This is a genomic window from Niallia sp. FSL W8-0954 (assembly GCF_038005605.1).
Taxonomy (GTDB): Bacteria; Bacillota; Bacilli; order Bacillales; family Cytobacillaceae; genus Niallia; species Niallia circulans_A.
Genome location: NZ_JBBOTN010000001.1, coordinates 2474698 through 2489030, shown reverse-complemented (window position 1 = coordinate 2489030; position 14333 = coordinate 2474698). Strand labels below are relative to the sequence as shown.

Sequence of the window (14333 nt, the reverse complement as noted above, 5' to 3'; positions counted from 1 at the left end):
CCCCCTCAATTCATTCCATAGTCAATGCTTCATTTATGATTCTTGCTTGATCTTTACGATGAACAATTGGATCCCCTTCAGCAGGACTAGATCTTCTTCTTCTACCAACATATTGTAAGGAAATAGAATTGGAAATTAGCTTTCTAATTCTTGGTTCCATAAAGCTCCATGCTCCCATATTCTTTGGTTCTTCTTGCACCCATACTACCTCTTTTAAATTTGGATAGCGTTGAATAATTTCTGTTAGCCTCTCTTCTGGGAAAGGATAAATTTCTTCAACTCTTGCAAGATGGATTGCTTCTCCATTTTCAAGCTTTTTGTGTGCTTGATATAAGTCAATCGAAATTTTACCTGTAGATAGAACTAAGCGTGTAACAACATTGTCATTTTCACCAGTATTATCTACTTCCAAAACAGAATGAAAAGCACCTTCACTGAATTCTAATCCATTAGAAGCAACATCAGCATTACGCAGTAAGCTTTTTGGTGTCATAATAACTAAAGGTCGTACTTCTTCTTTGTTTAAAATTGCTGCCTGTCTTCTTAAAATATGAAAGTACTGAGCAGATGATGATAAGTTTGCAACAGTCCAGTTATTTTCAGCTGCTAAAATTAAGAATCGCTCCAATCTTGCACTTGAATGCTCTGGTCCCTGTCCTTCATAACCATGTGGCAAAAGCATAACTAAACCAGATTTTTGTCCCCATTTCGCTCTGCCAGCTGCAATAAATTGGTCAAACATTACTTGTGCTGCATTAGCAAAATCACCAAATTGCGCTTCCCATAACACAAGTGTTTCGGGAGCATGAACATTGTAACCGTACTCAAATCCTAATACAGAACCTTCAGACAACGGACTGTTATGAACAGCAAATGATGCTTTCGCTTTAGATAAGGTATGTAAAGGTGAATACTGGTTGCCAGTTACATAGTCATGTAAAATAATATTACGATGAGCAAACGTACCACGTTCCGAATCCTGCCCAGAAAGTCGGATTGGTGTTCCGTCTTCTAAAATCGTTGCAAAAGCCAATGTTTCCGCTAAAGACCAATCGATCTTACCTTCTCCTTCCAATGCAGCATTTCTCCGCTTTAAAACTTTTCCTAATTTATCAAAAACTTGAAATTGAGATGGATAGGAAAGCAACTCATTATTTATATGTTTTAATTGATCAATCGGAACAGCCGTATTAACATTCGGCAATTGTCGCTCCACAGAATTAGGCGGATTAGTAATAACCGGATCTTCATTTTTCTTCGGTACTCTATCATGTGCTTCTTTAAGTTTTCTTGTAACTTCTTCTTTCAAAGCTTGGATTTCTTCTTCTTTTATCACATCCTCCGCAACTAGCTTTTCCCCGTACAGCTTAGTAATGGTTGGATGTTCGTGAATTAACTTGTACATTAATGGATTTGTCGTCATTGGTTCATCCATTTCATTATGACCATATCTTCTATAGCCAATTAAATCGATTAAAAAGTCCTTCTTAAACTTCTCTCTGTATTCGATAGCTAGTTTTGCAGCTTTTATACATGCTTCTGGATCATCTGCATTAACATGGATTATTGGAATCTCAAATCCTTTTGCAAGATCACTAGCATATCTAGTAGATCTCGAATCACTAGATTCTGTTGTAAATCCAATTGTATTGTTAGCAATAATATGGATCGTTCCACCTGTTCGATAACCCTTTAATCCTGTTAAATTTAAAGTCTCCGAAACAATTCCTTGCCCAGGAAAAGCAGCATCTCCGTGGATTAGAATAGCTAGTGATTTAGTAGAATCTTCCTCTGGAAACCCAGGTTTTGTTCTGTCATCCTGTGACGCTCTAGTAAATCCTTCTACTACTGCACCTACAAACTCAAGATGACTTGGATTATTTGCAAGAGTCAGCCGAACATTTGAAACATTATTTGATTTAATTTGTCGATCTAAGCCTAAATGGTATTTTACATCCCCAGTCCAGCCAAAGCTAATACCTATGGACCCTTCAGATGGTACCAACTGTTTATTAGGAGCATGCTGAAATTCTGCAAATATCATTTCATAAGGCTTTTCTAATACATGTGCTAACACATTTAATCGCCCTCTATGCGCCATTCCTATATTAATATTTTGAGCACCATTTACTACTGATTCAGATATAATCTTATCTATCATCGGGACCATTGTATCAAGACCTTCAATCGAAAATCTCTTTTGACCGACATATGTTCTATGTAAAAAACTTTCAAATTCTTCTACTTCTATTACCCTTTTTAGAAGCTTTCTTTTTAACTCTCTATGACATGCTGGTTTTAAGCTCCCTGATTCTACTTTAGACTGCAGCCAGTTTTTTTCTTTAATATCATTAACATGATAGTATTCAAATGCAATGGTCTTTGTATAAATTTCTTTTAAATATTGAACCGCTTCATAGCCATTTGATATATGGTTAGGAGCATCTGGACAAATTAAACGGGCTGGAATCTTTTCTAAATCTTCTTTCGTTAAATCAAAACGAGCTAAATCAAATAACTCATACTCTCTCTTATGATCCTTTAATGGATAAATATCAGCCGCCAAATGTCCATAGGCTCTTATCTTATTCACTAATGTTACTGCTGCAATAATTTTTTCAACTTGAACTTCGGATTGTAGAGATAAATGATTCGTGTTAGTTTTCTCTTGATTATCAATCGGGGGTCCCCATTGATCAAAATGCCTTTTCATTTCTTCATCAACTGAATTTGGATCTTGAACGTATTTCTCATAAAGCTCCATTACAAGCCCTAAATTCGGCCCATAAAATCTTGGTTGGTATGAGACTGTACCATCAGATGGCTTCTCCATGAAAATTTCCCTCCACCACTTTAATTATCATTTTTATCTTCCCTTTGTTATTGCGCTTTACACCTTGTAGTGAAAAAACTTTTTTAAAACGTTTACATTTCTATTCTATCATGGTTTAATTACAGCTTCAAAAGTTTTACACATTTTTATGGTAAAAAAATTAAAAATATTTTTTATCGGCCTTATCTTCAGAAAAAAAACAATCTTACTAGTAATCTTATGCAGCATAAAATTTTACATGACAAAGGAAAAGAATGTGAAATATAATTAACTTGGATAAAAAAAGCCAGACAAACATTGTTTCATCTGTTTGTCTGGCTTAGTTAGTTGCTCTTAATATGAATACTTCAAAAGAAATTGCAGGCGCTTCGCTCAGGCTATATTCGGCGCCCTGCTCATCTTCCCCCTTTTTCTTTAGTAGTAACTATATATTAAAGCGAACAATTACTTTTGTTCCTTGACCAACCTTACTTTTAATTTCAATTGACCCATTATATAAGCTTACAATTTGCTTTGCGATGGCTAATCCAAGTCCTGTTCCACCTTGTTCTCTACTCCTAGCTTTATCTACTCGATAAAACCGATCAAATACTTTTTCAAGATGTTCTTTCGGTATTCCAATTCCATGATCGGTAATTTCTAGGATAAAATGGTTGCCTGTTTCATACGTATGCAGAAAAATATTTTTTTCATGTACAGAATATTTCACCGCATTATCAAGTAATATAGTAGTTATTTGCTGCAAATGTTGTTCAGATACCTCATAAAGATGGAGAGAGTCAAGCTTTACCTCGAAAGTAAAATCATCATGAAGCATTACAAAATCACGAATAGTATGCTCAAAAATCCACTTTACCCTCTCTGGCGTTAAATCTGACTCCATTCTATTTTGCTCTAATTTGGATAAGTCTAATAAACTGATAATTAGTTTTTTTAGTCGAGCAACTTCTTCAGTTGATGTTTGGAGTGACTCTTCTAATATATCTTGATTATTCTTCCCCCATCTATTCAGCATGGAAAGATGACCCTCTAAGACAGAAACCGGTGTTCTCAATTCATGGGAAGCGTCTTCAATAAATTGTTTTTGCTGCTGAAAGGATTGTTCAATCACATCCATCATCTCATTGAAAATATGAGATAAATCAGCGATTTCGTCCTTTTGAGGATAGACTGGCATCCTTTCCTTAAAACCACTGTTTTTAATTTTTTTCATTGTTTTTGTCATCGAATTAATTGGTCGTAATAATAAATAGGAAATAAAATAACCAATAAGGGCACTGATAATTAGTGCAGCAATTGCAAACATTGTCATGGCAAACCATAAGTGTTCTCTCACTTTATCTAAGGATTCCAGGGAACGAATAATTTCTACTCTGCCATTAAATGCTTTTGTCTTAATTTCCTTACTATAAACTAATGAATTATGATCTCCAATTGAAATATAATGAAACTGTTCATCATTATATATTTGATTTGGCTCAATAATTGGGAAATCTCCATTCATATCTGCAAGGATGGCTTGTCCATTTTTATCTAAAATACGAATAAGCTGGTTATCGTTATTGAGTTTTTCTAATAAAGTGACATTTGCAGTGATTTCTTCGTCTGTAGGATGCTTTTCTTGCAGGTTCAATTGTTTAACAACTTGATTCATTGTTTGTTTTACATCTGTTTCTTCCTGATTTAATAACCAAGAAGAAACAGTGTGAAATTCAAAAAAGGAAAAAATAGAATAAGTTAAAAAAATACTAAATGATAATCCAAGCGTTAATTTCCATTTCCAAGGTAAAAGAGATATTTTTTTTATCCATTTCATCTCATCACATATCCTATCCCTCTGACCGTTTCGATATATACTTCTTGTCCAGATGGATCAAGCTTATTCCTTAAATACTTAACATATACATCGATTACGTTTGTTTCTACTTCTGATTCATAGCCCCAGATTTTTTCTAATAATATATCTCTTGATAAGACAATATTAATATTGGTCATGAACATATAAAGCAAATCATACTCTCTTTTGGTTAAGGACAGAATCTCTTCTCCTTTTTTGGCGATATGTGATTCCACCTCCAGTGTAATATCTTTATAAGTCAACTTTGTCATAATTTGATTGGAAGTATTTGTTTGTGGCTCTATACGGCGAAATAATGCACGTAATCTAGCAAGCAGTTCTTCAATCGCAAATGGCTTAACCAAATAATCGTCTGCGCCACTATCTAATCCAGAAACTCGATCTAAAACGCTATCCCGTGCAGTTATCATTAATATTGGGGTGTTTTTTGTTTGACGGAGTCTTCTACATACTTCAATGCCATTTAATTCAGGTAGCATTAAATCTAATAAGATAATATCCCAATCTTCCTCTAGTGCCTTTTGAAGACCGCTTCTACCATCTGAGCAAACCTCTGTTTTATATCCTTCATATGTTAATTCTAACTCGATAAATCTCGATAAATTTTTTTCGTCTTCTATAATCAAAATTTTTTTCATTATACCACGCTCTCTATTTTACATAAGCAATGTTACAAGCGGAATGTTGAAATTTGATTTATAATGAAAGGAAATTTCAACAAAACTGCTTTAACCTGCCTAAAGATATGATTATTTTATCATGTTAGAAGCTTGATATACAAAATTTACCCCGTAATCTTTAATTTTGCTTCGAAAACATTGAATCCATAATAGCATGTGCCATTTCTACAAATTGAAATCCGAATAAAGACGCTGCAGTTATGGAACTAAAAACAATCATCGCAATGCGAAGAAAATGCATGTTTCATCTCTCCTTTGAATTGAACTTTTGCATGAAAGTATGGAGAATTATTATTCCATTCCCCATTAATACATATAGTAAGCACTTTTTCTGTTAACTTTATAAGTTAAAAAACTTTTCTAATGTGCTTAAGTGAATAAAACTTATGGTATACCTCTTTTTGTAAAAAAGCATGAAAGTAACATTAAAATTTGATGAGAAGAAAAAAATAAGGCATATAATTGATGGAATGAGCCATTATAATGTTAGAAACCTTTCGGATAACTATCAGCCCTGACAACAGATTTAGTACATTCATACGAAAGAATCGAAGTGATCATGAAGATATAATTATCTATATGAACAATCGTTAATTACTTTTCATTAAATAGAGAGTTTTTGGTAAGTTTAGGAGGTCGATCAATGAATATTGGACGTGCGATTGAAATTATGAATGCTGCAGATATGGTAGATGTTAGTTATCAAGGAGAAAAGATCATTATCCAGAATGTAAATGAAAAAACAAAAAAAGCAACTATCTATACGAAAACAAATCCAGATTACGAGTTAGATGTTGATGTGTACCAGCTTATCGAAGAAATGTGATGATATATTCACCTTTATTACAATAGGTAGAATATAGTTTCTTTTCAGAAATAACAAAATATTTCTTGCCAACAAACGAAATATATAGTAAATTAATAGTCAATTACATAAGTAATTCTTATCAAGAGAGGTAGAGGGAATGGCCCAGCGAAACCTCAGCAACCTTCAGTATTTTCACATACTGAAAAGGTGCTAATTCCATCAAGCATTTAAGCTTGAAAGATAAGAAGAATGACCATTAATAATCAAAGTCTTCTTCTTATAACGAAGAAGACTTTTTTCATGTCATTTTTCTTGACCACTTCTTGATTTGTTTTGATTACATAAAAATTCCAAATATGAGAATAGGAGAGTTATAGAATGTATAGTTTAGAAACAAAGTTAGCGCAAATTGGTAATAGAAGTGAAACAACTACTGGTGCAGTTAATCCGCCCGTTTATTTTTCCACTGCCTATCGTCACACAGGTATTGGAGAGTCGACTGGCTATGATTATACACGGACAGGAAATCCTACACGAGAAATATTAGAAAATGCAATTGCCGAATTAGAAGAAGGCGACCGCGGCTTTGCGTGTAGTTCAGGAATGGCAGCAATTCAAACAATCCTTTCCCTTTTTCAAAGCGGTGATGAATGGATTATTTCTAAAGATTTATATGGCGGCACATACCGTCTATTAGAACAAGGTTATAAAAAATGGGGCCTTCGATGTACGTACGTTAATACTTCAGATACAGATGCTGTGCGTGCGGCCATCTCCTCAAAAACAAAAGCAATCTTCCTTGAAACTCCTACGAATCCTTTAATGGAACAAACGGATATTTCTGTGATTGCTTCCATCGCAAAAGAACACAATATTCTGCTTATTGTTGACAATACATTTTATACTCCTATTATCCAACAGCCGATCCGTTTAGGTGCTGATATCGTTATCCACAGTGCAACAAAATATTTAGGTGGGCATAATGACGTTCTTGCTGGTCTTATTGTTGCAAAAGGAGAAGAGCTTTGTAATGAGCTCGCCTTACACCATAATTCTGCTGGAGCTGTTTTAAGTCCCTTTGATTCTTGGTTATTGATGAGAGGAATGAAAACACTGGCGTTAAGAATGGAAAAACATGAAGAGAATGCGAAAATACTGTCTACTTTTCTGCAAAAACATGAGGCTGTTGTAGATGTCCTCTACCCTGGTCGTGGCGGAATGATCTCGTTTAGAATCCAAAGTGAATCTTGGGTAAATCCATTTTTGCAAAGCTTAACGTTAATCTCATTTGCCGAAAGTCTTGGAGGGGTGGAAAGTTTTATTACATATCCTGCCACTCAAACTCATGCAGATATTCCACTAGAAGTCAGATTAGAAACTGGTGTCGATAATCGACTATTACGTTTTTCAGTTGGTATTGAAAATGCAAATGATTTAATCAAAGATCTAGATAAAGCTTTCTCTATTGCAAAGGGAATTGCACAGGAGGTAACAATATGACAACATCATATACATTTGAAACAAAATTGCTTCATAATAAACATAAATTCGATCCAGACACTGGAGCTGTCAGCGTGCCAATTCAGCACGCTTCCACCTTTCACCAAAAGGATATTGATGAATTTGGAAAATATGATTATAGCAGAAGCTTAAATCCGACAAGAGAAGCACTAGAAGAAGTGGTGGCAGAATTAGAAGAAGGAACGCATGGCTTTGCCTTCTCTTCTGGAATGGCTGCAATTTCAACTGCTTTTCTATTATTATCACAAGGTGATCATGTCGTTATTTCTGAAGATGTATATGGTGGAACATATCGTATGGTGACGACCGTATTGAACCGATTTGGAATCGATCATACCTTTGTAGATATGACGAATCTAGAAGAAGTTGAAGCAGCTATTTTACCAAACACAAAAGTGCTTTATGTAGAAACTCCTTCCAATCCTTTATTAAAAGTAACAGATATTGAAGCAATTAGCTTACTTGCCAAAAAATACAGTGCACTTACTTTCGTGGATAATACGTTTTTAACACCAGCCTTACAAAAACCATTAACGCTAGGTGCGGATGTTGTACTTCATAGTGCTACTAAGTTCTTATCTGGTCATAGCGATGTAATCGCTGGAGTAGCAGTAGTTAAAGATGCAGAGCTCGCAAAGCAAATTGGTTATTTACAAAATTCGTTTGGCGCAGTTCTTGGTGTTCAGGATTGCTGGCTACTCCTTAGAGGAATAAAGACCTTGCATGTTCGGATGAAGCATTCAAGTGAAGGGGCAAGAGTGATCGCAGAGCATTTGCAAAACCACCCATTAATAAAAAAAGTGCATTATCCAGGATTCGAAGACCACCCTCAATATGCGATCCAAAGAAAACAAGCGCTAAATCCAGGCGCGGTTTTCTCCTTTGAGTTATATTCAGAAGAAGCAATGCGTACTTTTGTAGAGAATGTAAAACTGCCTGTATTCGCCGTTAGTCTTGGTGCGGTTGAATCGATTCTATCCTATCCAGCAAAAATGTCTCATGCTGCGATGAATCCTTTAGCTAGAGCAGAACGGGGAATTACAGATTCCCTTCTACGTTTATCCGTTGGATTAGAAAATCCACTAGATTTAATCAATGACTTTGATATAGCTCTTAAGAAGACAGCAGAGTTACATTTTATTTAACTGGAGGCTTACAATGAACTTTCTCGATAGGCTAAAAAATGAAATCTTAATTGGTGATGGTGCTATGGGCACCCTCCTCTATTCTTATGGAAAAGATACATGCTTTGAATCTTTAAACCTTTCTCACCCTGAACAGATTGAGCAGGTTCATCAAGCATATATCCATGCCGGCGCAGATATTATCCAAACCAATACATATGCTGCCAACTATTTAAAATTACAAAGATACGGATTAGAAGATAACGTGAAGGAAATAAACAGCGCAGCCGTAAAAATTGCCAAAAAAGCCGTGGAAAATAAAAATGTAAATGTACTTGGTACAATTGGTGGAAATAGAGGAATGAAGCCTCAAGCTATTAGTTTAGAAGAGTTGAAGCGCAGTTTCCGTGAACAGCTTTACTGCTTGTTATTAGAAGATGTCGACGGCATTCTTTTGGAAACATTTTATGATTTGGAGGAACTCGAAACAGTCCTGGAAATTACGAAAAAAGAAACAGATATTCCAGTCCTAGCCCAGCTTTCCATACACGAAATAGGGATTTTACAAAACCAAATATCCCTTGCTTCTGCTTTCGATAGATTAGAGAATTTAGGTGCTGATATTATTGGGTTGAATTGCAGATTGGGACCACACCATATGATTGCTTCACTTGAACAAATACCATTACCGAGGAATGCATACTTATCTGCCTTTCCAAATGCTAGTTTACCAAGTTATATTGACGGAAAATTCGAATATAAAGACAATGCGGAATATTTCCAAAGATCAGCAGAAGAATTTAGAAAGCAAGGCGTTCGACTTTTAGGAGGCTGCTGTGGAACAACACCTGAACATATCAGAAATTTCGCAAAAGTGTTGAAGGATGCCTCTCCTATTACAGAAAAAACAATTGAAACTAATAAGGCTGTTGTTGATTCTATATTGGAGCATTCCCCTCCCCCTAGGGATTACACCCCTTTGGAGGAAATTGTAAAAACCAGAGCTTCTGTTATTGTGGAATTAGATCCTCCAAGAAAACTAGATACGACGCGCTTCTTTGAAGGTGCAAAAAAACTTAAAGAAGAAGGTATAGATGCATTAACACTTGCAGACAACAGTTTAGCCTCTGCACGGATTTCCAATACAGCAATTGCTACATTAGTAAAGCAAAACATTGGGCTTCGCCCTCTCGTTCATATTGCTTGTCGGGATCGTAATATAATTGGTTTACAGTCTCACTTAATGGGACTACATACATTAGGAATTCATGATGTCCTAGCTATTACAGGAGATCCAGCTCGAGTTGGGGATTTTCCTGGTGCTTCTTCTGTCTATGATATGACTTCATTTGACTTAATTTCGATGATTAAGCAATTAAATGAAGGTCTCTCTTTCTCTGGGAAAAATCTAGGACAAAAAACGACATTTTCTGTTTCAGCTGCATTTAATCCAAATGTACGTCAGGTAGAAAAAGCGGTAAAACGGTTAGAGAAAAAAATAGAATGCGGTGCTGATTACATTATAACCCAGCCTGTTTACTCCGAACAAAAAATAATCGAATTATATGAAGCGACAAAACACATTGACACACCTATCTATATTGGTTTAATGCCATTAACAAGCAGTAACAATGCGGAGTTTTTACACAACGAGGTTCCTGGCATAAAAATAGATGACTCCATTCGGCGCACCATGGCACAATTTAAAGACAACCCAGTACAAGCAGCACAGCAAGGTCTCAAAATCACCAAATCTTTAATCGACACTGCAGCCAATTATTTTAACGGTATTTACTTAATAACACCGTTTTTGCGGTATGAGCTTTCTGTAGAATTAGCTCGCTATACGAAATTACGAACTGCTGCACTTAGGAGGACAACTGATGCAACAAACTTCATTAGCTGAACAGCTTAAACGAAAAATTATCATTATGGATGGCGCAATGGGAACAATGCTCCAGCGAGAGAACTTAACGGCAGCCGATTTTGGTGGAGAAGAATTAGAAGGATGCAATGAAAATCTTAATCTAACAAGACCAGATATTATCACGAAAATTCATGAATCCTATCTCCATGCCGGAGCAGATATTATTGAAACCAATACATTTGGTGCAACTAAAATTGTCCTAGATGAATATCATCTAGGACACATTGCTTACCAGCTAAATGTTAAAGCTGCAAAACTTGCCAAAGAAGCAGTCAGGAAATATTCTACACCTGATTGGCCAAGATTTATTGCTGGTGCAATGGGCCCAACAACGAAAACATTAAGTGTCACTGGCGGCACTACATTCGAAGAACTCATTTCTTCTTACGAAGAGCAAGCATTAGGATTAATCGACGGCGGTGTTGATCTTCTCCTTCTAGAAACAAGTCAGGATATGCTGAATGTTAAAGCTGGATTTTTAGGTATTAAACAAGCATTTACAAAAACTGGGAAAGAACTTCCGCTAATGATTTCTGGCACGATTGAACCAATGGGGACTACTCTTGCCGGACAGTCGATCGAAGCATTTTACATTTCCGTTGAACATATGCATCCTATCGCTATTGGCTTAAACTGTGCAACAGGCCCAGAGTTTATGCAGGATCATATTCGCTCACTTTCAAGTCTGTCTAAGTTTGCTGTTAGCTGTTATCCTAATGCTGGCTTGCCTGATGAAGAAGGAAACTATCACGAAACTGCCTCCTCTCTAGCCAATAAACTCGTTGGATTCGCAGAAGAAGGCTGGCTAAATATTGTTGGAGGCTGCTGTGGTACTACACCTGAGCATATTCGTGCAATCGCCGAAAAAATGAAAGAAATCTCCCCGCGAAAAGTTGCAGAAACTAATTTTCACATGGTTTCTGGAATTGAGCCCTTTATTTATGATGATCCTACATTAAGACCAATTATGGTTGGAGAACGGACAAATGTTATTGGTTCTAGAAAATTTAAAAGGTTGATAAAAGAAGGAAAATACGAAGAAGCATCAGAAATTGCCAGAGCTCAAGTCAAAGGCGGAGCCCATGTTATTGATATTTGCTTAGCAGATCCCGATAGAGATGAAATGCAAGACATGGAGCTTTTCATGAAAGAAGTTGTAAAAAAAGTCAAGGTACCACTTGTTATTGATTCAACTGATGAACAAGTAATAGAAAAGGCACTCTCCTACTCACAAGGAAAAGCAATCATTAATAGTATTAACCTGGAGGATGGCGAAGAAAGATTTCAAGCTATCGCCCCTCTCATCCATAAGTATGGAGCCGCTGTTGTTGTTGGAACTATTGATGAAGATGGCATGGGAGTTACTGTAGAGAAAAAACTACAAATAGCAAAGCGATCATATGATTTGTTAACGAAAAAATATCAAATTAATGGTCAAGACATAATATTTGATCCCCTTGTCTTTCCTGTAGGAACGGGAGATGAACAGTACATCGGCTCAGCATTAGCGACAGTTGAAGGAATTAAGGAAATAAAGCAAGCATGCCCGGACGTCCAAACTATTCTTGGCATAAGCAATGTTTCCTTTGGTCTCCCTCCTGTCGGTCGAGAAATATTAAATAGTGTCTTTCTTTATCACTGCACACAAGCAGGCCTTGACTACGCAATCGTTAATACAGAAAAATTGGAAAGATTTGCGTCCATTAGTAAAGAAGAAATTGAATTAGCTGAAAAGCTATTATTTGAAACAACAGATGAAACGTTGGCTATTTTTACGGACTTTTATCGAGATAAGAAAAAAGAAAAGATCAATTCACTTGAAAATTTAACATTAGATGAACGGTTAGCTTATTATGTTGTTGAAGGAACAAAAGAAGGATTAATAGCTGATTTAGCCATTGCACTTACTACATATAGTGCCCCACTAGATATTATTAATGGTCCTCTTATGGATGGAATGAAGGAAGTTGGCCGCTTATTTAATGATAATCAGCTAATTGTCGCAGAAGTGCTGCAAAGCGCAGAAGTAATGAAAACGGCTGTTTCCTTTTTAGAAGGATATATGGACAAAAATGTTTCTACCTCTACTAAAGGGAAAGTTATTTTAGCAACTGTTAAAGGAGATGTTCATGATATCGGCAAAAATCTCGTTGATATCATTCTCTCTAATAACGGATATGAAGTGATTGATCTCGGCATCAAAGTTCCCCCAGCAGATTTAGTTTCTGCTATTAAAAAGGAACAACCAAATATTGTTGGCTTGTCTGGCTTACTTGTCAAATCGGCACAACAGATGGTACTAACAGCTGCAGACATGAAACAAGCTGGCATAGAAGTTCCTATCTTAGTAGGCGGAGCAGCATTATCAAGAAAATTTACCGACACAAAAATTTCACGTGAATATGATGGATTAGTGTTATATGCAAAAGATGCTATGAATGGCTTATCTCTTGCAAATCAGCTGACTAATAAAGACGAATTCGATTTGCTTAAACAGGAACATGAAAAGAAAAAGCAATTACTTTCAGCTAGTCCTGTAAAAGAATATACAAAACCTGTTATCACTGGTATTAAAAGAAAAACTGTTAACACAGATGCTCCCGTCTTTGTCCCGCAAGATATCAAAAGACATATATTAACGACTTATACGACTAGTCATATTAAACCATATATTAATAAACAAATGCTCTTAGGTCACCATTTAGGAGTTAAAGGAAAAATTGATGTTTTGCTAGAAAAGAAAGACGATAAAGCTGTCCAATTAAATAATATGATTGAACAACTGTTAAATGAGGCTGAACAAAATAATTGGATACTGCCAAAAGCGGTTTATCGCTTCTTCCCTGCTCAATCAGATGGCAACAAGATCTATATCTATGATTCAAAAGACAAAACGAAAATAATCGAAACCTTTGATTTTCCAAGACAAGAAAGAGAACCATTTTTATGCTTAGCAGACTATCTAAAATCAGTGGATAGTGGAGTGATGGACTATGTTGCTTTTTTTGCTGTAACAGCTGGTACTGGTATACGGGAAGCAGGAGAACAGCTAAAACGAGATGGAAGATTTCTTGAATCCCATGCCCTTCAATCCCTTGCACTAGAAACAGCTGAGGGGTTAGCAGAATTAATTCATCGTCAAATTAGAGATAGATGGGGATTCCCTGACCCGGCAACTTTTACAATGAAGGATCGCTTTACAGCAAAATATCAAGGACAAAGATTTTCATTTGGATATCCAGCTTGTCCTGAATTGGAAGACCAGAAAAAATTGTTCAGCTTATTGTCACCCGAAGATATTGGCATAACCTTGTCAGAAGAATGTATGATGGAGCCAGAGGCATCTGTTTCAGCAATGGTATTTGCCCATCCAGATGCACGTTACTTTAACGTCTTATCCAGCAATTCCTATTAATATTATTCTCTAGTAAGATGTTTACTAACTTCAAAAATCCAATCCAGCTGATAGCAAAGCTGGATTGGATTTTTCTTTCCTCTGTCTGTGTTCATTTTTTAACTGTAAAATACTATTTATAATTATCCTATTTTTATCCTTTTAGTTCTATATACATTCTTAATATT

The 14333-nt window shown here is 35.9% G+C and carries 9 protein-coding genes and 1 riboswitch; of the genes, 5 read left to right on the top strand and 4 right to left on the bottom strand.

The features are described from left to right. Nucleotides 1–10: 10 nt before the first annotated feature. The 4 genes from NX902_RS12225 to NX902_RS12210 form a co-directional block, all read right to left on the bottom strand. On the bottom strand, nucleotides 11–2833 hold the full coding sequence (locus NX902_RS12225) for a 2-oxoglutarate dehydrogenase E1 component (protein ID WP_095328740.1): 2823 nt from the start codon (nucleotides 2831–2833) through the stop codon (nucleotides 11–13). 424 nt (nucleotides 2834–3257) lie between these two features. Next, on the bottom strand, nucleotides 3258–4649 hold the full coding sequence (locus tag NX902_RS12220; protein WP_095328739.1) for a HAMP domain-containing sensor histidine kinase: 1392 nt from the start codon (nucleotides 4647–4649) through the stop codon (nucleotides 3258–3260). Then, nucleotides 4646–5329 (bottom strand): response regulator transcription factor, encoded by a 684-nt coding sequence (locus NX902_RS12215; RefSeq protein ID WP_341160746.1) that lies wholly within the window; start codon nucleotides 5327–5329, stop codon nucleotides 4646–4648. Before NX902_RS12215 ends, NX902_RS12220 begins: the two co-directional genes overlap by 4 nt. Nucleotides 5330–5489: 160 nt before the next feature. Then, nucleotides 5490–5612 (bottom strand): hypothetical protein, encoded by a 123-nt coding sequence (locus NX902_RS12210; protein ID WP_268877103.1) that lies wholly within the window; start codon nucleotides 5610–5612, stop codon nucleotides 5490–5492. 402 nt (nucleotides 5613–6014) lie between these two features. Between NX902_RS12210 and NX902_RS12205 the strand changes: the two genes are divergently transcribed. From NX902_RS12205 to metH, 5 genes are all read left to right on the top strand, one after another. Next, nucleotides 6015–6197 carry an H-type small acid-soluble spore protein gene (locus NX902_RS12205; protein WP_095328737.1) on the top strand — a complete coding sequence of 61 codons (183 nt, stop codon included), beginning with the start codon at nucleotides 6015–6017 and terminating at the stop codon, nucleotides 6195–6197. Between the two features lie 115 nt (nucleotides 6198–6312). Further along, nucleotides 6313–6426, top strand: a riboswitch (SAM riboswitch). A gap of 131 nt (nucleotides 6427–6557) precedes the next feature. Further along, nucleotides 6558–7679 (top strand): methionine biosynthesis PLP-dependent protein, encoded by a 1122-nt coding sequence (locus NX902_RS12200; RefSeq protein WP_095328736.1) that lies wholly within the window; start codon nucleotides 6558–6560, stop codon nucleotides 7677–7679. Further along, nucleotides 7676–8845, top strand: coding sequence for a cystathionine beta-lyase (gene metC / locus NX902_RS12195; RefSeq protein WP_163186891.1), 1170 nt, complete (start codon nucleotides 7676–7678; stop codon nucleotides 8843–8845). Before NX902_RS12200 ends, metC begins: the two co-directional genes overlap by 4 nt. Nucleotides 8846–8858: 13 nt before the next feature. After that, complete coding sequence (locus NX902_RS12190; RefSeq protein ID WP_123257661.1) at nucleotides 8859–10730, top strand: bifunctional homocysteine S-methyltransferase/methylenetetrahydrofolate reductase; 1872 nt, start codon at nucleotides 8859–8861, stop codon at nucleotides 10728–10730. Continuing rightward, complete coding sequence (metH, locus tag NX902_RS12185) at nucleotides 10708–14166, top strand: methionine synthase (protein WP_171509619.1); 3459 nt, start codon at nucleotides 10708–10710, stop codon at nucleotides 14164–14166. Before NX902_RS12190 ends, metH begins: the two co-directional genes overlap by 23 nt. Nucleotides 14167–14333 lie beyond the last annotated feature (167 nt).

Coding starts and splice junctions, on each gene's coding strand:
- NX902_RS12225 (WP_095328740.1), bottom strand. CDS start 2,833: ATGGAGAAGCCATCTGATGGTACAGTCTCATACCAACCAAGATTTTAT.
- NX902_RS12220 (WP_095328739.1), bottom strand. CDS start 4,649: ATGAAATGGATAAAAAAAATATCTCTTTTACCTTGGAAATGGAAATTA.
- NX902_RS12215 (WP_341160746.1), bottom strand. CDS start 5,329: ATGAAAAAAATTTTGATTATAGAAGACGAAAAAAATTTATCGAGATTT.
- NX902_RS12210 (WP_268877103.1), bottom strand. CDS start 5,612: ATGCATTTTCTTCGCATTGCGATGATTGTTTTTAGTTCCATAACTGCA.
- NX902_RS12205 (WP_095328737.1), top strand. CDS start 6,015: ATGAATATTGGACGTGCGATTGAAATTATGAATGCTGCAGATATGGTA.
- NX902_RS12200 (WP_095328736.1), top strand. CDS start 6,558: ATGTATAGTTTAGAAACAAAGTTAGCGCAAATTGGTAATAGAAGTGAA.
- metC (WP_163186891.1), top strand. CDS start 7,676: ATGACAACATCATATACATTTGAAACAAAATTGCTTCATAATAAACAT.
- NX902_RS12190 (WP_123257661.1), top strand. CDS start 8,859: ATGAACTTTCTCGATAGGCTAAAAAATGAAATCTTAATTGGTGATGGT.
- metH (WP_171509619.1), top strand. CDS start 10,708: ATGCAACAAACTTCATTAGCTGAACAGCTTAAACGAAAAATTATCATT.